A 20,267-nucleotide genomic window follows, 5' to 3' on the forward strand; every position below is an offset into this window, starting at 1 on the left:
TCATTAAGGGATGAATAATAAAGTCCCATCAGTCTCACAACTCGTAAATCACATTAAGAAAAATCTCGAGTCTAATTATCAAAATATTAGTGTAACAGGAGAGGTTTCAAACCTTAGCTCCTCTGGTGCAGGACATTGGTATTTCTCACTTGGTGATGGCAGTGCCCTCATGCAAATGGCCCTTTTTAAAATGGATGCCATGAGAAATCCAGTCATTAAAAATATTCGTGCAGGAGATAAGGTTATAGTCTCTGGTTCTGTTTCCGTTTATCCGAGTCGTGGAACTTTTCAGTTAATTGTTAAGCGTATTGTGCCGGCAGGTAAGGGTGATCTTCAGGAACAATTTGAATTATTAAAAAAGAAACTTCAAGCAGAAGGTCTTTTTGATATGAGTTCAAAGCAGCCGATACCGACGATGCCAAAACGAATTGGTGTTATTACGGCAAAAGGAGCCGCGGCCCTGCAAGACTTTTTAAATGTATCTCAAAGAAGATCTGAGTATCATCAGGTTCTTCTTTCACCGGCCCTCGTTCAAGGAGTAAATGCTCCTGCCTCAATTCGTAAGGCCCTTGAAAAACTCATTGCTTATCACCTAAAGGCCAAGGAAGAAGGCCGCTCGAAAGATATGTTAGATGTCATCGTTCTCACTCGTGGTGGTGGGTCGATGGAAGACCTCTGGGCGTTTAATGACGAAGCACTTGCTTGGGATATTTATAATTGCCCAATCCCAACGATTAGTGCCGTTGGTCACCAAGTGGACTTTACTATCTCTGATTATGTGGCCGATCTTAGGATGGAGACACCTTCAGCTGCTGCAGAAGTTTTAACTCAAAAATTTATGGCCTTAGACTCTGATATGAATCGCATTCGTAAGGATTTAAAAGGTGCCATGAATATGGAACTTCGTCGTCGCTATGATGTTCTTTCTGAAACGTCACCGAAGAGTTTCCTCATTGCTCTTAAGTCGAAAATTTCAGATTATAAGCATGAGCTTGAGAAGCTGAATCTTATTAAGAGAAAAGAACAGATCCTATCTCTTTATGAATATACTTTTGAGCTTGATCGCCTTAGTCGTCAGCTCGTAAAAGCAATCCAAAATAAAATTGTGAATTATAAAAATAAGAATATGGAATTTGAAAAAATTCTCGGTGCCTTAAATCCTAAAAATGTTCTAACTCGTGGATATGCCTATACTCAAATTGGTGACAAGGTCATTAGCTCTGCCAAGGACATGGCAAAGCTTGAAAATGTCGATGTGGATATTCACTATGCTGACGGTAAGGTGACTCTTCATAAAGGAGTTAACTAGTGAGTGCATCTCTTGGCTTTCAAGATAGTGAAGTTAATTCGCCTAAACAGAATTTTTACTACCACTCAAATATAGAGATTGATGAAGAGCTGGAGCGCAATCTAAACTATTCTGGATTTAGCTCTAGTGATTATGAATTTGATTTTTCAATTGAATCTAGTATCCCTCTAATTGTTAAGTTAGAAGACCACATTATTGAGATTGAAACAATAGAGAATCTTAAAGAGCTTCTTCATTTCAAAAGAGAGCTTGCAAGAGTCTTTAAATTAAACTCTAGTATGGCCAGTGCCAATCTAGATGAAATGGAAATCGCAGGTCTTTATCTTGAAAAGGTATATCAAGATAATGATGAGAATTTTATAGCTGAACTTTTTAAGATCTCTGAAGTCAAAAATGAATTTAATATTAAGGTAATCGATAAAGCCGATTCACATCTTTACCCTGTTAAAGAAGACTATTGTTTTGAAGATAGTACTTCTTATTATCTACTTACTGTAAAAGGGGATAGGGAAGAAGCTTTTTTGGCCGCACAAGCGATCGCCAATGTTATTCAATTAATTAATGTTAACCAAGAAGAGCTTTCAAGTGAGCAGTTAGGTGTTACAGACCTAATTAACAAATTGTCATATCCTGTTGTTATTTTGAGTGATGATGGTATCGTTCACTATCATAATGATCATTTTCTAAAGCTTGGTATCACACCAAATAATCTTATTAAGAATATTGATTCAGGATGGTTAGATATTGGAGATCAAAAGTATAAAATTCTTTCAAGTACAACTTCTAATTTAAAAACAATTTGTCTTGTTAAACAGGAATTCAATTATACAAAGTCTCACTCTGAACTTGGTATTATTACAAGCTCCATTGCCCACGAACTCAATAATCCTCTTGCTGGAATTCTTGCGGCCATTAATATGTTAGAACTTGAAGAGTGGGAAGAAGACGATTTAACAATCCTAAATGAAATGAAGGCGTCAGCAAATCGTTGTAAGAGCCTAATCAATACTTTCCTTGGTTTTGCCAAAGTTAATGATCAACTAAGTCGTCAAAGTACGTTTGAGAGTATTCTCCAACAGGCAATCTCGCTACTAAGCAATCGAAAAATCGAATCGGGAATATCGATTCATACAAATATTTCAAATGATCTCAAAGAATATGCCATCAGTGGTGCAAGTCTTCCAATCATTCTCTACTTAATCCTAAGTGAGATGATGACGCTTAAAAATCACGAACTCTTAATTGATGCTAGCTCTAACTCAATCGATTGTAACTTCTATCGTAGTGAACACGATATCATTCTTACGGTTAAGAATCTCAATATCGAAGGACAAAAGAGTAAGATCTTAAACCGCTTAATCATCCACTTACTTGCACTTGAAAATTCACGCGTTGAAATTCATGGGCAGGATATTGTGATTTATAATTTGGTCTGATTAAATAAACGCTTCCGGATAATTATACTTATTCGGATTCACTTCAATGAACTTATCAAGTTGAGTAAAGAAGAAGTCCTTATTCTTAAGGGCAAATGAATCCTTAAAGATCATAAGCTCGCGTTCTTGGCGCAGGTTCTTTGCCATATAAAGATTAACAAGTTCCTGCAGCATTTCAGGGAAGTGAATTTCTTTAAGCTTCTGCGCTTTCTTGCGATTAGACTTTGAATTGATATATTGAATCAGCTTCTTGTCGTGACCAGGGTAGCGAAAGATTAATCCTTGTCTAATTCCTAGAGCGCCAAGAGGGTAGATTGTAAACTGTTCTGGCACAAGGTGATTCATAAGAACGAAGTCAGCTTGCTTGATTTTTTGAAGCTCTTCTTTGTACTCGGCGTTTAGTTCTTCTTTCGTACCATCGCCAATCAGGTTTTGACGAAGCATTGTGATGGCCTCTTCTTGATCGGCTTCATCCATTTTATTAAATGAATGATTAAAGCGAATAAGGGCCTCTAGAATTGGTCCACTAAGTTTAATGGAAATAGTTTGCCATTCGAGATCTTTAATACGCTCACTAATGAATTGAATTTCATTATCTTTGTTCGTACATGGGAAAGAGAAGAGGATCACTCCGTTTTGTCCTTTTACTGTAATAACAAAAGGAGCAAAAATCTTTTTCATCTTTGCTACGATTTCTTCGTGCTCACTTGTATCTTTTTTAAAGTTACAAAGATCAAGCTCGTAGCGATTTTTTGGGTAGTAAAGATGATTGATCTTCTTAATATCTTTTTCAATAAAGATATTGAGATAGTTTAAGAAGAGTTGGGCCGTCGCGATAGCATCATCAAGGGCACGGTGTGCCTTTTGGTGAGAAATATTAAAAATACGCGACATATAGTTTAGATTCGAGTTCATGAGAGTTGGAATAAGATACTTCGTCATAAGGTTTGTACACAAACCCTTATTCTCAAGTTGCTTTCTTCCAAGCCTTTCTAAAACTGAATTTAAAAATGGAATATCAAATGAAGAGTTGTGAGCGATAAGAACTCGGTCACCAATAAACTCTAGAACTTCATCAATAACGGCATCAATTATTGGTGCGCCCTCAACTTCATCTTGTGTGATGGAAGTTAGCTTTTGAATGAAGTCTGGGATTTTTCTTTCTGGATTGATAAGAAAGCTTTTTTGAGCTCCTACTTCCAGGTTATCGATTTGGACAAGTCCAATTTCAATGATTTTATCTTTTTTCTGGTTTCCACCAGTCGTTTCTAAATCGAAGACGCAGAAGCTCATGTCTGCTAGCATTTTCTTTGAAGAATGTGTTTCCATCAATAATCCATGAAAGCCGAGTATTCACTCGTGGTTAGGTATTGAATAGATTATAGCAAAGTTCTCCCCACCGAGGTAGGGAGAAATTATGATTTTTTTATTTGATATTTGAGATAACTTCTTCAAGAAGCTCTAGAAATTTCTTCATTACACGAGCGGCCTCGTGCTTAATATCATCGTGATTTAGTTTAGTATTCTCAATCCCTGCGGCCATATTTGTCACACAAGAGATACCAAGAACATCAAGTCCCATGTGGTTAGCAGCAATACACTCTTGTACTGTCGACATTCCAACAAGGTCTCCACCAAAATTACGATACATACGAATTTCCGCAGGAGTTTCATAAGTTGGTCCCATTACACCAACATAAACACCCTCTTTAAGATCATATGAAATATTCTTTGCCGAAGCATGTGCAATTTCTTTAAGAGCAGGTGACCATGCATAAGTCATATCTGGAAAACGAGTTCCTAGCTCTTCAATATTTTCTCCCACAAGACAGTTTTCACCAGTTAAGTTTAGGTGATCTGTAATTAGAACAAGTGAACCAGAGCTGTAATCTAAATTAATTCCACCAGCAGCATTTGTGATGATTAGATTCTTAATACCAAGTGTTTTTAAAACGCGGACAGGAAAAACAACTTCATCAAGAGAGTGGCCTTCATAGCGGTGAATACGTCCTTGCATAACAGCTACAACTTTTCCACCTAGCTCACCCATAACAAGTTGACCTTTGTGGCCCTTAACTTTTGTCTTTTTAAAACCTGGGATTTCTTCGTAGCTGATTTCAACTTTGTTTTCTAAAAGGTTAGCAAATTCACCAAGTCCTGAACCTAGGATAACTCCAATATCAGGTGCCTTGTCATATTTGCTTTGGATATAACTTTTTGTCTCTTCTAGTCTTTTAAAAATTGCGTGCATACGTACCTCTAGATTTCCTTCACTTCAAAGATTAACTTACTTGCTTTAGGCTTAGCAGTTGTAACTTTAATATCTTTCTTTAAGTCTGCAAGGATAGTTTCAACTTGTTTCTTCTGATCTTTGTTATGGTAGATCTCAACAAGTGCTTCACCTTTAGAAACCTTGTCACCAACTTTCTTATTAAGAATAAAACCAACTCCAAAGTCGATCTTATCAGTTGCTTTTGCACGTCCACCACCAAGGCTTACACAGTGTAGGCCCATGTTCTTGCAAGCAATCGCAGAAACGTAACCATTCTTAGTTGCGCTAAATACAGTCTTCTCTTTTGCTATCGGTAGGCGAGAGTAGTCGTCACAAACTTTCTCATCTCCGCCTTGAACCTTAATAAGGTTTTTGAAAACTTTAAGTGCTTTTCCATTATCAATTACTGCTTGCGCTTTCTTTTCACCTTCTTTTAGTGAATCAGCTTTTCCTGCAATATAGATCATTGCACCTGCAAGCTTAACACTGATATCAGTTAAGTCTTTTGGACCGTTACCTTTTAGTGTCTCAATTGATTCGATGATCTCTAGAGAGTTACCAATATACTGACCTAGTGGTTGATTCATATCTGTAATCATTGTGATCATACGCTTATCAAAGCGCTTTGCTGTATCACGAAGACTTTTTGCAAGTGCTTTTGCATCCTTGATATTATCCATGAATGCACCGTCACCAACTTTAATATCCATTACGATACCATTAGCACCTTCTGCTAATTTCTTACTCATGATTGATGCTGTAATTAATGGGATTGATTCAACTGTTCCCGTTACATCTCTTAGACCGTAGATGATTTTGTCAGCAGGAGCGATATCCTTTGTTTGACCAATAAGAACGATCTTCTCTTTATTAAGTTGCTTTTTGAATTGTTCAAGAGTTAGTTCAGTTTTGAATCCTTTAATCGATTCAACTTTATCAACTGTTCCACCTGTATGGCCTAAACCACGTCCGGCCATCATTGGAACCTTAACTCCGCATGCCGTAGCGATTGGGCCAAGAATGAACGATGCCTTGTCTCCAACACCACCAGTTGAATGTTTGTCGATCACGTTCACTCCTGAGAACTTTAGCGTCTTTCCAGAGTAAAGCATGGCATCTGTAAGAGCGGCAGTTTCTTTTACGCTCATACCATTTAAGTAAATGGCCATTAGTAGTGCAGACATTTGATAGTCAGCAACGTCACCATTTGTAATCCCATTTATGAACCACTTAATTTCTTCATCTGTTAATTTTTTACCATCTCTTTTTTTTGAGATGATCTGATATGCGCTAAAATTTTCCGACATAGTATTCCTTTTAAAAATTTAATTCCCTAATAATTCCTGTGCATTTATTGCATCAAATTACTTATGCGTATAGAATAGTAAAAGGGTCATTATAGACACGGCCATTAGAGGTGGCAATGATGAAACTTAATGCGTAGCGCAGGGATTTTAAGGTTATAGAAATGTTCAAAAAAATTATCATTATATGTTTAGCTCTTACATTTTCATTCTCTTCATTTGCACAAACAAATTTTAAGGAAGAAGGATTACGTGACTTAACAACTGTTGCTGGTCTTGGCCTTGGTGGTGCTATTCTTGGTCTGTCGACATTATCTTTTGTTGAGGAGCCTAAGGATCACCTTAAAAATATTCTCGTTGGTGCTGCTGTAGGGATTGTTGTTGGTGTTGGTGTTGTGGCCTACAATCAAGCTGCAAAGTCTCAAGCAACAATTCGTCAAACGGGTTACCGTGACTTTGATACGACTAGTCGTCTTAATTGGCATGCGTCAAATACGGCACAAGATATCAAAGAGTTTAATGCTGTAAATCCAAAAGTTGGTTGGTCGTTTAACTTCTAATTATTCTTTTTTATTGTCCATTTATGCTCAAACCTATACTCTAAGGCTAATTTTAGAATTAATTTAATTTAGTAATAGGGTATTCCATGGAAAGAGTTATTTCGGCATTTGGTTTGATCGTTATGGTTGGTGTTGCTTTTGCATTATCAAATAACCGTAAGAAAATTAATTGGCGTCTCGTTCTTTCTGGGCTAGCTCTTCAGATCTTCTTTGGTCTCATCATTCTAAAAACTGATGTAGGGCAAAACTTCTTTGAAGGTGCACGTGGTTTTTTCACTGCAATTCTAAATTATACTAACGAAGGTTCAGGCTTTATCTTTGGTCCACTTTCAAATGTTCCAAAATTCGGCTTTATTTTCTTTGTCATGGTTCTTCCGACAATTATTTTTATGTCTTCATTAATGAGTGTATTTTATCACTTAGGTATCATGCAGGTTGTTATTAAGGCTTTTGCTAAAGTCATGTCAGTTGTGATGGGGACATCGGGAGCTGAGTCTCTAGCGGCCGCTGCCAATATCTTTGCTGGGCAAACTGAGGCACCACTTGTGGTAAAGCCACTGGTTTCAAAAATGACACAATCGGAACTTATGGCGCTAATGACTGGTGGAATGGCCACTGTTGCAGGTGGGGTTCTTGCTTCATATGTTGGTTTCGGAATTGATGCTGCACACTTACTTTCGGCATCAGTTATGTCGGCTCCAGCGGCACTTGTTTGTGCCAAGCTTATGGTGCCAGAGACACAAGAGTCTCTAACTCAAGGTGACTTAAAATTAGATTTAAAAGATAACAGTGTAAATTTAATCGATGCTGCGGCCAATGGTGCAAGTGAAGGTGTAAAGCTTGCCATTAATGTTGGTGCAATGTTGATTGCAATCATTGCTCTTGTAGCAATGTTCAACGGTGCTCTTGGCCTAATCACAGGTTGGTTTGGTTTTGAAGGAATTACTCTTGAGCTAATCATGGGTAAATTATTTGCTCCATTTGCTTGGTTATTAGGTGTTGAGTGGAAGGATGCGGAAATCGTGGGAATGCTTCTTGGTAAGAAGTTAGTACTAAATGAGTTCGTGGCCTACTTAGACCTTAAGGCGAATATGGGTAACCTATCGGAGCGCTCAATTACTATTGCAACGTATGCCCTTTGTGGTTTTGCCAATTTCTCATCAATTGGGATTCAAATTGGTGGAATCGGTGGGATCGCTGAAAACCGTAAGCAAGACCTTGCAAAGCTAGGTGTGAAGTCTCTAATTGCAGGGACACTTGCATGTTTCATGACGGCCTGTATCGCTGGTATCTTCATTTAATTCTAATTTATTTTAATGATTGATTAGTTGAGTAGGGTAACGCGGAATATTATATCTTCTAGCGCAAAACCTTGCCCAGACGTACAATTATTAGTAGGTTAAAGTCTTTGGCTTGAGCTATGCTCGCCGACTTGCCTCGTGTTTTTATTGCATATTTCGATTTGAGTTTAAAAGGAATATATATGTCTAAAGATTTAATTATTAACAAAACAGTTAACGAGTGGCGTGCTGTTTTGATGGAGAATGGTGAAATTCTCGACTTCCTAATGGAGAGAACTAAGCCAACGACAACGCCGCATCCACGCCTTGGGAATATCTACCGAGGAAAAGTATTAAGAGTTTTACCAGGAATGCAGTCTGCATTCGTTGACATCGGCTATTCAAAAGCAGCTTTCCTCTACGTTGATGATGCTTATCTTCCGACTCTTGATGAGCAAAGAGAGATGGCAAAGAAGGCCGAGGAAATTAAGAAAGAGAAGAAAGAAAATGGTCTTGTGATTCCTGATGAGTTAGCAACTCTTTCAGAATCGATGGATATGAAAATGCGTCCAGAGTCTGCAACGATTGAATCATTCTTAAAAGAAGGGGATGAGATCATTGTTCAAGTTGCAAAAGAGCCTATTTCAACTAAAGGTCCACGTGTTACTCGTCATGTAACAATCCCTGGGCGCTATGTTGTTTATATGCCTTTTATTGAGCACACTGGTGTTTCTCGCCGTATTGAAAATGAGGAAGAGCGTGATCGTCTAAAAGAGATGCTTGAGACAATTCGTCCAGAAGGTAAGGGTGTTATTGCTCGTACTGTTGCAGAGGGAAGCTCATACAAAACTCTTAAGTCAGACTACGATATGCTGACAAAGATTTGGAAAGAAGTTCAAAAGAAGTCTGAGAAAGAAAAAGCACCTGCGCTTTGTTATGAAGACTTAACTTTTATTCAACGAGTTTTAAGAGATATTACAGATGAAGATGTTGATAATATTATTATCGACGATAAAGACGGTGTGAAAGAAGTTGAAAAATTTGCAACAAAGTATCTTCCACAAATTAAGGGGAAGGCAAAATTCTTTGATGAAACAAATCCGATCTTTGAAAAATTTGGTGTTGATATTGAAATTGAAAGGGGACTAAGCAATAAGGTTTACCTTCGTTCAGGTGGTTCACTAAATATCGACCAAACAGAGGCCCTTGTTTCAATCGATGTTAACACGGGTAAATTTGTCGGACGAAAAACATTAGAAGAAACAATTCTTCGCACTAATCTTGAAGCAGTTAAAGAGATCGCTTATCAGCTAAGACTTAGAAACTGTGGTGGGATTATTATTATCGACTTTATCGATATGGAAAAAGTTGAAAACCGCGAAGCTGTTTATAACTCACTAGTAGACGCTCTTAAGAAAGATCGTTCAAAAACAAAAGTCCTTCCTATTTCCGAACTAGGGCTTGTTGAGATGACTCGAAAGAGAACTCGTGACACTCTTACACGTATCATGTGTGAGCCTTGTCCATACTGTGAAGGAAATGGAATTGTAAAAACAGTAAATACGATTTGCTATGAGATTGTTCGTGAACTTGGAAAGAAAATTCGCAACAATCCAGAGTCAAAGAAGATATCAATTTATGCTCACCCAGAAGTGACGGCATCTCTTTGTGGTGAAGAGCTTGATATTATCGAAACGATGGAAGAGGTATTCAGCGTTAATCTTCAGATTCGCTCGGAGAACTCTTATCACGTTGAACAATACGAAATATTCTAGCTGCATGGGTGCCTAAGGCACCCTTACTTGCTTTTAAGGTTTTACTGATATGAGAGCACTTCTATTCCCATTACATAAAGTTTCATATCAGGCGATCTTAAAAAAGCCCCTCAATATTTTTGAACCACGCTACATACATATGATTCATGAAGCAGAGAAAACTAATACACCTGTCGCTTTGGCCTATGCGACTTTGCAAGATGCTGATGAAGAAGCTGATACCATTGGAATTGACCATGAAAAGTATCATGCGGTAAAGAGAGTTGTGGGGCTTGGCCGCGTACAAATTCTTCAAAAATCAAAAGATGGAACAATGCTTGTTGTTCTTGAGCCTCTTTTTAAAGGTCTCATCATGGACGTCTATAATGAAGAGCTTCCATTTAATACAATTGAAGTCGACCCGATTACAGAGTTTTTAACAGTGATGCCTGAGCACATGATTTCACTGCAAAGGCTTGGTCTCGTTTTTCGTCATTGGGCAAAATCATTTTTTAAAAATCAAGTTGAGTACGATGCCCTCATGGAAGCAACAAAAGATCCTGTTGTTTTAATCGGGGCCATTACTGAATTTGTGGTTACTTCGCCAGATCTAAAGCAGGGAATTCTTGAAATCGATGATATCAACGCTAAGATCGACGTCCTTCTTGAATGGCTCGACTAAAGTAGTACGCGCCACCTTATCGAGAATTCAGTAGTTTAGGTTGTTCTCTTTTGAATAAATTGAAAAAAATTCGCATATTTAGGCTATTTTACGCTCATTCGAGGGATATTATTACCGTCGCTATCATCTAAGTGTCTGAAACTACATACCTCTGCCCCTCCTTGTATTGTCCAACGTATTGTAATCACGTAAAGGTGGCGCGTACCCGAAGTCGCTTTACACAAAGCGCTGTTGCTGATAGATTAGCACCACATTTGACCGTTAATTTACTCGCTTCCCTGTGGTAGGGAGGCCAATAATAACTATTGTCCAGGAGATAAAGTATGATTTATGAGTTAGCATTAGTAGCTCACGCGGGCGCAACTGAAGAGCAACAAACTAGCCTTAAAAACCTAGTATCAGAAGTTGTAAAAAATTACGAAGGTGAAGTCCTTTTAACTGATGATTGGGGAATGAGAACATTTGCTCAAACTGCCAAGAACGGTGCTAAAACAGGTAACTACATCTATTTCATCGTTTCAGGTAACAAAGACCTAAACACAGAACTTCAAAGACGTTTCAAAATCAACGAAGACGTTCACAAGTATCTAATCATTAAACTAGCAGACAACAACGCAGACGCAGAAGCTGTTGTTAAAGCTTACAAAACTCCATTCTCAAAAGCTCACCCAGGTTCACAAACTGATGAACTAGAAAAAGGTGCAGAAAAAGATAAGAGAAGATTTGCTAAGAGAAAGAACTGTTGGTTCAAAGCAAACAGCATCACTGCAGACTGGAAAGATCCAAAAACTTACAACTGGCTTATCAACGAGTTTGGTAAAATTCAACCAGCAAGAGTTACAGGTGTTTCTACTAAGCACCACAGATGGGCACAATCTGCAATTAAGAGAGCAAGAAATATTGGTCTAGTATCTCACGTTAGAGGTGACTTCGCTCACTAAGAGCGTTGAGAACTTAGTCTTAAGGGAATTAGAAAAAGATAATGAACGATAAGAAACCAAACACATTTACACTTATCTCAAAAGATAACTTCACAATTGGGAAGTTACTTTTCTTATGTGTAGTGAGTTTGATCTTAAGTGTTGCTTATCCACTAGGTGTATTTTCACCACTTCCAGTGGCATTCGCTTTCTTAATCTATGGAAACTTAAAGACGCTTGTGACTTTCGGTGTAATGATCGTTCTTTGCTTTATTGCTGCACAAACGAACGACTCTTTTTTAATCCTTGCTAACTCGGCGTACGTTTTATTCTACGCTGTTATCATTGGTTACTTGAGTGCCGCTACGATTTTACGCAATGAAGATCCTGTAAAAGGATTATTAAAGAGAGGATTTATACTTCTACTTGTGATCTTCGGACTTTTGGGAACAATTGAAGTGATTTTTCCTTCAACAATCTCGACGACGATTACAACTTCAGTAAATGAAGGTTTGTCACAATTAAAGAATTCACCAGATTATAAAGAATTAATTGCTCGCGGTGGTGAAGTCGCAGCAACTTACCAAAGTGTTTTTGAAAACCCAGAAGATATCATTAAGAGAATCTATCAATGGGGCTTCTCTGTTATTTTTGTAAGTACGTTCTTTATTTTATGGTTAACAGTTTTCATGCTTTTAAGAAATGCAAAGTTATGGAAAATGCTTCATGGCTACAAATTTGGTCTAAAGCACTTTGTGCGCTTTCAAGTGCCAGAGTACTTTGCCCTTATCGTAGTTATTGGGCTAGCTCTCTTCTTAGGTGGAGAGTATATTGGTGGTGAGATTGTTGAGGTTATTGGCCTTAATATCTTACTTTGCTTAGGAATATTCTATTTCTTTCAAGGAATGGGTGTTTACTTAGACTTCTTAAAATATATTAAGGTGACTGGGTTTGTTCGCTCAATTCTTGCGATTATGACTATTTTCTTTGCTCATCGTTTTATTGCGATTGTTGGCCTATTAGACTATTGGGTCAACTTTAGAAGATTTTTTAAAAATAATAAGGAGATATAAAATGAAAGTTATTCTTAAAGAAACTGTAAAGTCTCTTGGTAACGTTGGTGAGATCGTTAACGTTTCAGCTGGTTATGCAAGAAACTTCCTAATTCCAAATGGTGCTGCAGTTCTAGCTGATGAATCAAACACAGCTCAGGTTAAGCACTTTGAGAAACTACTTGCTAAGCAAGTTGAAGCTGATAAAGCATCTGCAACAAAAGTTGCTGGTGCAATCAATGGACTAAACATTGAACTTATCAAAAGAGTAGGTACTAACGGTAAACTATTTGGTTCTGTTACTACTCACGAACTTTCTCTTGAACTAGGTAAACTAGGTCACGATGTAGAAAGAAGACACCTTCTTCTAGAAAACCCAATCCGTGCGATTGGTAGCTACGAAGTTAAAGCTAAAGTTTTCGCAGGTGTAGATGCTACTTTTACAGTAACTGTAAAAATGGATCCAGCTCAAGAAGAAGAAAACAAGAAAAAAGCTGAAGAACTTGCTGCAATGAAAGCTGCTCAAGAACTTCTTGCTAAAGAAGCTGCTGAAGCTGCTGCTTCTGGTGACAACTCAGGTGAGATGTCTGAAGAAGAAAAGCTTAAGATGGAAGCTAATAGAATCCTAAGAAGCTAATTTTTTTCTTATATTAAAGAGGGGGGCTTTAAGCCTCCCTTCTTTTTTCTAATCATATTATGGGGCAGAATATGGTTGAGCAAAACAACTCGAACAACGCAAGAACACTTCCAAACGATACTCTTTCTGAGAAATCTCTACTTTCATGCTTAATTTTAGATAGTATGTCATTTGATGAAATCTCTGATTTAAAATTAGAGGGAAAGGATTTTTATAATCCGAAATATGGAATTGTATTCGATGCCATTAAAGATATGGTTCACTCGAATAACCCTGTTGATTACGTAACAATTTGTTCATATCTTTCAGACCACAATCGCCTTGATGAAATTGGTGGTCAGAACTTCATTCTTGATATTACAGAAGATCAGGTATCAAGTGCAAACCTTCGTCACTATGCAAAGACTGTAAAAGACAAGGCGTCTCTTAGAGACCTCGTTCGCCAAGCTAGAAAGGTAGCGGACAAAGGTGCAACTTTCTCTGGAAATGCACAAGACTTCATTCAGGAAGTAGAATCAATCTTCTTTGGTCTTACAAACGAGGCCAAACAAGGAAGTATGATTAAGCTTAATGAGTGTCTAAAAGAAAACATTAAAGAAATTGAAGATACATCGCGCGTTGCCGGTGAGATTCATGGTGTACCGACTGGTTATGGTGCCCTTGATAAGTTATTACTTGGTATGCAACCTGGTCAGTTAATTATTCTAGCTGCCCGTCCTGCCATGGGGAAGACTGCTCTTGCTCTAAACGTTGCACAGAATGCTTGTGAGTTCTCAAAACTTCCAGTTGCTCTTTTCTCTCTGGAGATGATGGCCAAGGAACTTTCAATGAGACTTCTAACTCAACGTGCGAAGATCGATTCAAAAAGAATTCGTACAAAAGAGTTCCTTGAAACAGATTTAAGAAAAATTGGGCAGGGGATTCAGCAACTTGCTGATATGCCAATTTATATTAATGATAATGCTGGGACAAACCTTCTCGATATTCAGTCTGCTTGTCGTAAGATCAAAGCATCTGAAGGTCTGGGACTTGTGGTTATCGACTACCTTCAGCTAATGAGTTCACACAATAAGATGCTTCCTCGTGAACAGCAGATTGCGGAAATTTCAAGGGGCCTAAAGAATATGGCCAAAGAACTTGAGTGTCCGGTAATCGCACTTTCACAGCTTAACCGTGGGGTTGAATCTCGTCCTAACAAACGTCCAATGACTTCGGATCTTCGTGAATCTGGATCAATTGAGCAGGATGCGGATATTATTATGTTCGTATATCGTGATGAATATTATAACCCTGATACAAAAGATCAGGGGATTGCAGAAGTTATCGTTGGTAAAAACCGTGGTGGTGAAGTTGGAACTGCAAAGCTAACATTCGTTGGTGCGCATACAAGTTTCGAAAATATCGCCTATGCGCAAGACGATGGCAGAAACTAGTCAATCGACTTACGCTCTCTTTAAACATGAAGAAGGCTTCTTAAAACTTGAGAGGCCTTCAAAATACCTTCATATAACAAATAAGAAAATTTACGATCGACTCCGTCAAACTGAACAGGACTTCTCTGTTGCTGCTTTAAAAGACTTATTAGGACACTGCTGGCATGTGCAATCTCTGCATTATGAATTAGGCCATTACTTTTTGTCTGATGCCCCTTACTTTGAAGAAGAGCTAAGCCTTGCAACACTTATAAACTTTGAAGAGAAAAGCATTATAAGGCCTACAGAAGCCCATAAGAAAACGACAGCTACAGTAGAAAAAATTATTACTAAAGATGAGTATGAAAATCTATTTCATAAGACATATGAAAATTTATTGGCCGGAAATTGTTACCAGCTAAATCTAACTTCTCTTATCGAGTTAAAAATTTCAAATACAGATGATCTGATTAATACATTTTTAAGTATAGAGCTTTATCCCAAGCTCGGTGAATTTGCACATATCCTAAGTCTTCCATTTGAAGAGCGTCTCGTTATTAGTAATTCTCCAGAATGCTTATACGAGTATGACCAGGAAAGAAAAAAACTCACAACAAGACCAATCAAGGGAACTGTGGCCGATCATCTTGGCAAAGACTTCTTAATTAACGACGTCAAAAATACAAGTGAACTCAATATAATTACAGACCTCTTAAGACATGATCTGTCTGCCATTGGAAAAAACTTTTCAAAAGTTGAATCAATGCGCGAATTTTTTTATGTGCCAGGACTTATTCATCAGTACTCTAAAATAAGTGTAGAGCTAGAAGAGTGCAACAACCTCTCTTTAGTTACCTCCCTGTTTCCAGGAGGAAGTATCACTGGTGCACCGAAAAAAAGAGTCGTGGAATTGATAAAAAATATCGAAAATAAAGACCGAGGAATTTACACAGGTTCTACCATTTTAAATTTTGACAATATTTATAAATCATCTATAAATATCCGTTCTTTAGATATTGCATCATCTTCTAACCTCGCTCTATACGGGGCAGGAGGAGGAATCACTCTACTAAGTGACGCTGAGAGCGAATTCTTCGAACTAAAAGCCAAAGCTAATAGCTTTCTTAAGGTTTTCTTTAAGGATGTAAAAATCTAATAAATTCTTACATCTGTTTTGTTAGTTTTGACATTCAAATATCACGCTAGATATGATTTTTTTGTGACAAAGTGAAGCAAAGGATTGCTCCAACATGGATCGTTGAAAATTTGTCGCAGGAGAGGGAAGTCAATGGATATGACAAACAACACAACACAGACAACACAGAACAAAGATACTCACAACAAGGACGTTATGGTGCAATTAAATGATTTAGTTGAAATCTCAGGTGTACCAACTGATTTCATTAAGAAAGAGTTAATGCTTGATGATACTGTTTCAATGGATGAATTGAGATCAAAAATGCTTAAGTTTCTCGACACAACATTTCAAGAGAATGGTGTCGATACTTCTAAAGTAAAATAGTCAGTTAATCTTTTGGAAACATAGGACTTGTTTCTCAATAATCTCCTTAATGCCCTTCTTATTAAGCTTAGGTTTAGTGAGAGGGGCATTTTTTTATTCTCCTTACTGAACATCTTCAATCGGTAGAAATTTCCACAACTATGCAATTTAAAGTGCTTACTAAAATTTTATTAAGGTAAGACTTCTCATTTCCGATACTTAGAATGAAATAGGAAAATTTTCATAGGAATGTTGTATGGATATAGCATCAGTCATTGGATTAGTATTAGCAGTAGGTGGAATCATGGGTTCCATTATGTCAGGTGGGGCGATCTCAATTTTCATTGATGTCCCTTCAGTACTTGTTGTTGGTCTAGGTCTAATCGGAGTAACTCTTTATCGTTGGCCAATGGAGGTTGTAAAAGGTCTTGTTGCAATTGCAATGAAATCGATCTTCTTCACGCCAGTTGATCCTAAAGACAAAATTAACAAAATTAAAGAACTAGCAGAGCTTGCCAGACGTGAGTCAGTTTTTGCTTTAGAGAAAGCTGAAATTGATGATCCGTTTATGAAGAAGGCGATGACTCTTGCAGCGGATAACAGACCTCCTGAAGTTATTGCTTCGATTCTCCAAATGGATATTGATTCAATGGAGTCTCGTCACAAGACTGGGGCAGATGTTTTTGATGGTGTTGCGGCAGATGGCCCTGCTATGGGAATGATCGGGACCCTAATCGGTCTGGTACAGATGCTTCAGAACCTTTCAGATCCGTCGGCGATTGGTCCGGCCATGGCCGTTGCCCTTCTGACAACGTTCTATGGTGCGATTATTGCCAACGTTTTTGCAGGACCTGTTAAAAATAAAATTTCATACCGATCACAAATGGAACTTATGTCCATGAGTATTGTAGTAGCGGGAACACTTGGAATTGTTGCAGGTGAAAACCCTCGTATGATTATTGAAAAACTTAATTCATTCCTTCCGCCAAGTGAAAGATCTGCTTCGGATGAAGGTGAAGAATAGGCTTAAAACCAATAAAAAAACCAGTATTTGAGGAATAAATACTAAAGGTAATCAAGGAGTAAGAAATGGCAGATGATAGTGCTGCAGTAGTAGATGATGGTGGTAAAGCAAAGTGTCCTGAGTGTGTTCCTGGCCTTCCGGGGTGGATGGCTACATTCTCTGACCTTGTAACACTTCTACTAACATTCTTCGTACTACTTCTTTCTTTTGCAAAGACTGAGACTGCTAAGTATGAAGCGGCCCTTGGTTCAATTCGCAATGCCTTTGGTGGTAACGTTCTTCAGCAGGGTGAAGTTATTCAAAAGGGGAAGTCTCCTGATAACTTTCCAACAATGATGGAATCACAAACTCCAATCAAACCATTTCCAATTGAATTTCTTACAATGGAAGGGTTACTTGATAAACACGAAATTAATCGTGGCTCTGAAGAAGTTTTAAAAAATATGCGCCACGACCTTAAGGAATTTAACTTAAGCGAAAATGTGACAGTATATGAACAATCTGAAGGGATCGTTGTTCGTATAAAAGATAAAATCTATTTTAAACGCGGCTCTGTTGAAATTGAATCAACAAAGATTGCGGTATCTTCTTATCAGCGAATGATTGATCTTCTTAAAAAGCGAAATTGGAAAGTCTTTGTTATGGGTTATGCTGCTCGCGGTGAAGTTTCTAATGATGGTAAGAGTGATGCTCTTGAGTTATCATCGGCCCGTGCCACTGCGGCCACAAAATCTCTCATTAGAAGAGGGATCAATCCAGAAAGAATTTCAACGGTATTTTATGGTGATACTCGTTTAACTGATCTTCCTGGTCGATCTCAAATGGAGATTGATAATGAAAATCGTAAAGTTGAATTTATGATAAGAAAACGTGATCTAGAAGATAATGGCCACAAAGTTGAAGCACAATAATAATTTCTGTAATCTCACTGAAAAAGATACATTAAAGGAGTTCCTTAAAGGGGAGCTCCATTTTTCCAATAAAGCAATCAAGACCTCTTATATATCAAAGGTTGCGCTACAGTCGCATCTTGCTCCTAAGAGTGAGCTATATCTGCCAAGAGACCTTTTAAATCGCTATCACGTCAATCCTATCTACACAGGAGTTGCTATTGAAGTGATTTATGAGGATGATATTTTTATCGTTTTAAATAAGCCACAGGGGATCCACGGACACCCTATGGAGTATAGTGAAACAAATACTGTTCTTAATTTCATGCGTGATCACTTTAATCTTCCAAGCCTTGGAAACCCTCGCTCGGATTATGAGAAGGGCCTTTTATATCGCCTTGATAAGTTAACGAGTGGTGTGCTTATCTATATTAAAGATGAGCTCATCCATGAGAATCTTCGTAATTCTTTTTCTCAAATTGCAAAAGAGAAGATTTACTTGGCCGTCGTAAGTGGCAAGCTTGAAGAGAGTTTACATCTAACAGATCGTCTCGTTTCAAGTGGAATTAAAGGTGAGAAGATGATTGTGAATGATGTTGGAGTGGAAGCGACTTTAAAGGTAGATTCTCTCTACTATCACGAAAGAAAGAATCTTACGTTAGTTAGGGTTACACTCAACGAAGGACATCGCCATCAGATACGTGTTCAACTTTCTAATGCTGGCCTTCCAATTATCGGGGATCCGCTTTATAACGAAGAATATAATAAAGAACAAGATAAGCGTCTTTATTTACACGCATTTCAGTATTGCTTAGACGTTAATGGACACACGACTTGTTTTAAAGCAGAGAAGGCAGACTTATTCTGCGACCTCTTGGACTTGGATAGTCTGATGGATGTGGCGAGCTAGGTTATTCTTATTCTTAAGAGTCTTTAACTTCACGACATATTTCCCTTCTGAAAGAGAAGAGAGAATCATTTTTGGGTGAACAAGTTTCACAACGACCATCATCGTACGCTCAAGACTTTCATCCATAGCATAGCGTGAAATTGAAATATAAGAATTGGCCAACGCCTTATACATTTCTTGGCGAAGGATTTCTTTGTCAGTGCCTTCTGGTACGATCTTTTCATCAACAGGAATTGTCACTTCGAGATTATTTTTATTACATTCAATCTTCCAAGAAGGGTGCATATACTTATCAAGACGCACTTTTACTGAACGACATGAAGTTGCAAGCATACTATCCGCTCTTTTTTGAAAGGCACCGTTTTCTCTTAACTGAAAGATAAAGATAATAAATATTAATATTCCGAATCCTAGTACTGGATTTCTAAGTAGTGATTTCAATACCATAGCAATATTATCGCACTAAATTTTATAAAAATCACTAAAGGAAATGATGGCCATATCCGATAAATATAGTAGGTTATTTAAGGAGCTGTAATGACGTCATTTTCGTCTATGGAAGATCAAAATTTTTGGAATATTTTGTTTAATTTAGAAGAAATTAGAAAGCCAATCAGTTTGGTTACTTTCCTAAGAAAAAATCACATTAATCGAGATGAATTCTATATGTTCTATGAGAAGTCTCACTTTTATGGGTTGTCGATTGATCTGCGCCCTAAGGATGATGAATTCTTATTAATGCCACTTTCTTGGCGTAGAGATTATGGAGATGTATTACTGGAGAATACTTCACATCGTGAATTGATCAAAGATATCCAGGCCGCTTGTAAAGAAGGAAGAGTGTGTGAGTTTACTTTCTTAGATCAATCAAAAAAGAAAGTTAGACCTTGGCGAGTCGTTCTTTCTCAAAATCTATATAAAGTCATTAGTGAAGATGTTGTGACTAAGAAATTAATCACTATTGATATGAACGAAGTCGATGATATTGAATTTCAAGAATTCGACTACTCTTCCATGTATTCACGATTTGAAATTGAAGAATATATCAATGCCTTAAGACATATTGATGGAAGTGACCAGCGCTTAGTCCTAAAGTTAAATTATGGCTTTGAGTTACCTCCAATTAGTAATTTAATCTTTCTTGGTCATCCATACTCAACAACAAATCAGTATGGAGAAATCATTTGGGCGGCCTCAGTTGAAAAGTCGCTATACTTATTTGACTGGCTATATTCAATGCGTGATCAAATTGAAATTCTTGAACCAAGTTGTATTAAAGAAGAATTTGAGGAGTTTTGCCAGAAAAGAAGAAATGCTGCATAAT

At 37.7% G+C, this 20,267-nt stretch carries 20 protein-coding genes; 16 read left to right on the forward strand and 4 right to left on the reverse strand.

Going from position 1 to position 20,267, the window contains the following annotated elements:
- Positions 1–10 precede the first annotated feature (10 nt).
- Together xseA and ACMAWV_RS04110 are read left to right on the forward strand one after the other, a co-directional pair.
- Positions 11–1,309 (forward strand): exodeoxyribonuclease VII large subunit, encoded by a 1,299-nt coding sequence (gene xseA / locus ACMAWV_RS04105; protein WP_412469891.1) that lies wholly within the window; start codon positions 11–13, stop codon positions 1,307–1,309.
- Positions 1,309–2,745 (forward strand): histidine kinase dimerization/phospho-acceptor domain-containing protein, encoded by a 1,437-nt coding sequence (locus ACMAWV_RS04110; RefSeq protein WP_412469890.1) that lies wholly within the window; start codon positions 1,309–1,311, stop codon positions 2,743–2,745. The genes xseA and ACMAWV_RS04110 overlap by 1 nt, the downstream gene beginning before the upstream one ends.
- On the opposite strand, the gene ACMAWV_RS04115 is transcribed toward ACMAWV_RS04110, so the two are convergent.
- From ACMAWV_RS04115 to ACMAWV_RS04125, 3 genes are all read right to left on the reverse strand, one after another.
- A complete protein-coding gene (locus ACMAWV_RS04115) occupies positions 2,746–4,074 on the reverse strand; it encodes a PolC-type DNA polymerase III (protein ID WP_412469889.1) in 1,329 nt (442 codons plus the stop codon).
- A gap of 97 nt (positions 4,075–4,171) precedes the next feature.
- A complete protein-coding gene (locus ACMAWV_RS04120; RefSeq protein ID WP_103216380.1) occupies positions 4,172–4,996 on the reverse strand; it encodes a purine-nucleoside phosphorylase in 825 nt (274 codons plus the stop codon).
- A gap of 8 nt (positions 4,997–5,004) precedes the next feature.
- Complete coding sequence (locus ACMAWV_RS04125; protein ID WP_412469888.1) at positions 5,005–6,324, reverse strand: thymidine phosphorylase; 1,320 nt, start codon at positions 6,322–6,324, stop codon at positions 5,005–5,007.
- A 161-nt stretch (positions 6,325–6,485) separates the two neighbouring features.
- Between ACMAWV_RS04125 and ACMAWV_RS04130 the strand changes: the two genes are divergently transcribed.
- The 13 genes from ACMAWV_RS04130 (at position 6,486) to ACMAWV_RS04190 (ending at position 18,943) form a co-directional block, all read left to right on the forward strand.
- Positions 6,486–6,881: a hypothetical protein gene (locus ACMAWV_RS04130; protein WP_103216382.1), complete on the forward strand. Its 396-nt coding sequence runs from the start codon at positions 6,486–6,488 to the stop codon at positions 6,879–6,881.
- Between the two features lie 86 nt (positions 6,882–6,967).
- Positions 6,968–8,182: a NupC/NupG family nucleoside CNT transporter gene (locus ACMAWV_RS04135; protein ID WP_103216383.1), complete on the forward strand. Its 1,215-nt coding sequence runs from the start codon at positions 6,968–6,970 to the stop codon at positions 8,180–8,182.
- 182 nt (positions 8,183–8,364) lie between these two features.
- Positions 8,365–9,936, forward strand: a complete 1,572-nt coding sequence (locus tag ACMAWV_RS04140; RefSeq protein WP_103216384.1) for an Rne/Rng family ribonuclease — start codon at positions 8,365–8,367, stop codon at positions 9,934–9,936.
- Between the two features lie 49 nt (positions 9,937–9,985).
- Positions 9,986–10,597 carry an LON peptidase substrate-binding domain-containing protein gene (locus ACMAWV_RS04145; protein ID WP_103216385.1) on the forward strand — a complete coding sequence of 204 codons (612 nt, stop codon included), beginning with the start codon at positions 9,986–9,988 and terminating at the stop codon, positions 10,595–10,597.
- Between the two features lie 323 nt (positions 10,598–10,920).
- On the forward strand, positions 10,921–11,538 hold the full coding sequence (gene rpsR / locus ACMAWV_RS04150) for a 30S ribosomal protein S18 (RefSeq protein ID WP_412469887.1): 618 nt from the start codon (positions 10,921–10,923) through the stop codon (positions 11,536–11,538).
- Between the two features lie 41 nt (positions 11,539–11,579).
- Positions 11,580–12,590 (forward strand): DUF2232 domain-containing protein, encoded by a 1,011-nt coding sequence (locus ACMAWV_RS04155; protein ID WP_412469886.1) that lies wholly within the window; start codon positions 11,580–11,582, stop codon positions 12,588–12,590.
- Between the two features lies 1 nt (position 12,591).
- Positions 12,592–13,206, forward strand: coding sequence for a 50S ribosomal protein L9 (gene rplI, locus ACMAWV_RS04160; protein ID WP_103216388.1), 615 nt, complete (start codon positions 12,592–12,594; stop codon positions 13,204–13,206).
- Between the two features lie 71 nt (positions 13,207–13,277).
- A complete protein-coding gene (gene dnaB / locus ACMAWV_RS04165) occupies positions 13,278–14,639 on the forward strand; it encodes a replicative DNA helicase (protein WP_233189671.1) in 1,362 nt (453 codons plus the stop codon).
- Entirely contained in the window at positions 14,614–15,774 is a 1,161-nt protein-coding gene (locus tag ACMAWV_RS04170) for a chorismate-binding protein (RefSeq protein WP_412469885.1), read from the forward strand. Before dnaB ends, ACMAWV_RS04170 begins: the two co-directional genes overlap by 26 nt.
- Positions 15,775–15,906: 132 nt before the next feature.
- On the forward strand, positions 15,907–16,140 hold the full coding sequence (locus ACMAWV_RS04175; RefSeq protein ID WP_021266251.1) for a hypothetical protein: 234 nt from the start codon (positions 15,907–15,909) through the stop codon (positions 16,138–16,140).
- A 235-nt stretch (positions 16,141–16,375) separates the two neighbouring features.
- Positions 16,376–17,143: a motility protein A gene (locus ACMAWV_RS04180; protein WP_103216391.1), complete on the forward strand. Its 768-nt coding sequence runs from the start codon at positions 16,376–16,378 to the stop codon at positions 17,141–17,143.
- A 65-nt stretch (positions 17,144–17,208) separates the two neighbouring features.
- Positions 17,209–18,054, forward strand: coding sequence for a flagellar motor protein MotB (locus ACMAWV_RS04185; RefSeq protein ID WP_103216392.1), 846 nt, complete (start codon positions 17,209–17,211; stop codon positions 18,052–18,054).
- Positions 18,029–18,943, forward strand: coding sequence for a pseudouridine synthase (locus ACMAWV_RS04190; RefSeq protein WP_412469884.1), 915 nt, complete (start codon positions 18,029–18,031; stop codon positions 18,941–18,943). Before ACMAWV_RS04185 ends, ACMAWV_RS04190 begins: the two co-directional genes overlap by 26 nt.
- Here the strand turns inward: ACMAWV_RS04190 and ACMAWV_RS04195 are convergent.
- Positions 18,893–19,390 carry a hypothetical protein gene (locus ACMAWV_RS04195; RefSeq protein WP_146037738.1) on the reverse strand — a complete coding sequence of 166 codons (498 nt, stop codon included), beginning with the start codon at positions 19,388–19,390 and terminating at the stop codon, positions 18,893–18,895. The genes ACMAWV_RS04190 and ACMAWV_RS04195 overlap by 51 nt on opposite strands.
- Before the next feature lie 90 nt (positions 19,391–19,480).
- Here ACMAWV_RS04195 and ACMAWV_RS04200 point away from each other — a divergent pair, with 90 nt between their 5' ends.
- Positions 19,481–20,266, forward strand: a complete 786-nt coding sequence (locus tag ACMAWV_RS04200) for a WYL domain-containing protein (protein ID WP_103216395.1) — start codon at positions 19,481–19,483, stop codon at positions 20,264–20,266.
- Position 20,267: the final 1 nt, after the last annotated feature.

The organism is Halobacteriovorax sp. RT-1-1, assembly GCF_047085455.1.
GTDB lineage: Bacteria > Bdellovibrionota > Bacteriovoracia > Bacteriovoracales > Bacteriovoracaceae > Halobacteriovorax_A.

What these genes read in the sequence shown, in the direction of transcription:
- ACMAWV_RS04120 (WP_103216380.1), bottom strand. Translation starts at nt 4,996, where the DNA reads ATGCACGCAATTTTTAAAAGACTAGAAGAGACAAAAAGTTATATCCAA.
- ACMAWV_RS04200 (WP_103216395.1), top strand. Translation starts at nt 19,481, where the DNA reads ATGACGTCATTTTCGTCTATGGAAGATCAAAATTTTTGGAATATTTTG.
- ACMAWV_RS04180 (WP_103216391.1), top strand. Translation starts at nt 16,376, where the DNA reads ATGGATATAGCATCAGTCATTGGATTAGTATTAGCAGTAGGTGGAATC.
- ACMAWV_RS04175 (WP_021266251.1), top strand. Translation starts at nt 15,907, where the DNA reads ATGGATATGACAAACAACACAACACAGACAACACAGAACAAAGATACT.
- dnaB (WP_233189671.1), top strand. Translation starts at nt 13,278, where the DNA reads ATGGTTGAGCAAAACAACTCGAACAACGCAAGAACACTTCCAAACGAT.
- ACMAWV_RS04130 (WP_103216382.1), top strand. Translation starts at nt 6,486, where the DNA reads ATGTTCAAAAAAATTATCATTATATGTTTAGCTCTTACATTTTCATTC.
- ACMAWV_RS04125 (WP_412469888.1), bottom strand. Translation starts at nt 6,324, where the DNA reads ATGTCGGAAAATTTTAGCGCATATCAGATCATCTCAAAAAAAAGAGAT.
- ACMAWV_RS04145 (WP_103216385.1), top strand. Translation starts at nt 9,986, where the DNA reads ATGAGAGCACTTCTATTCCCATTACATAAAGTTTCATATCAGGCGATC.
- ACMAWV_RS04140 (WP_103216384.1), top strand. Translation starts at nt 8,365, where the DNA reads ATGTCTAAAGATTTAATTATTAACAAAACAGTTAACGAGTGGCGTGCT.
- ACMAWV_RS04185 (WP_103216392.1), top strand. Translation starts at nt 17,209, where the DNA reads ATGGCAGATGATAGTGCTGCAGTAGTAGATGATGGTGGTAAAGCAAAG.
- ACMAWV_RS04135 (WP_103216383.1), top strand. Translation starts at nt 6,968, where the DNA reads ATGGAAAGAGTTATTTCGGCATTTGGTTTGATCGTTATGGTTGGTGTT.
- xseA (WP_412469891.1), top strand. Translation starts at nt 11, where the DNA reads ATGAATAATAAAGTCCCATCAGTCTCACAACTCGTAAATCACATTAAG.
- ACMAWV_RS04115 (WP_412469889.1), bottom strand. Translation starts at nt 4,074, where the DNA reads ATGGAAACACATTCTTCAAAGAAAATGCTAGCAGACATGAGCTTCTGC.
- ACMAWV_RS04190 (WP_412469884.1), top strand. Translation starts at nt 18,029, where the DNA reads ATGGCCACAAAGTTGAAGCACAATAATAATTTCTGTAATCTCACTGAA.
- ACMAWV_RS04195 (WP_146037738.1), bottom strand. Translation starts at nt 19,390, where the DNA reads ATGGTATTGAAATCACTACTTAGAAATCCAGTACTAGGATTCGGAATA.
- rpsR (WP_412469887.1), top strand. Translation starts at nt 10,921, where the DNA reads ATGATTTATGAGTTAGCATTAGTAGCTCACGCGGGCGCAACTGAAGAG.
- ACMAWV_RS04155 (WP_412469886.1), top strand. Translation starts at nt 11,580, where the DNA reads ATGAACGATAAGAAACCAAACACATTTACACTTATCTCAAAAGATAAC.
- rplI (WP_103216388.1), top strand. Translation starts at nt 12,592, where the DNA reads ATGAAAGTTATTCTTAAAGAAACTGTAAAGTCTCTTGGTAACGTTGGT.
- ACMAWV_RS04170 (WP_412469885.1), top strand. Translation starts at nt 14,614, where the DNA reads ATGCGCAAGACGATGGCAGAAACTAGTCAATCGACTTACGCTCTCTTT.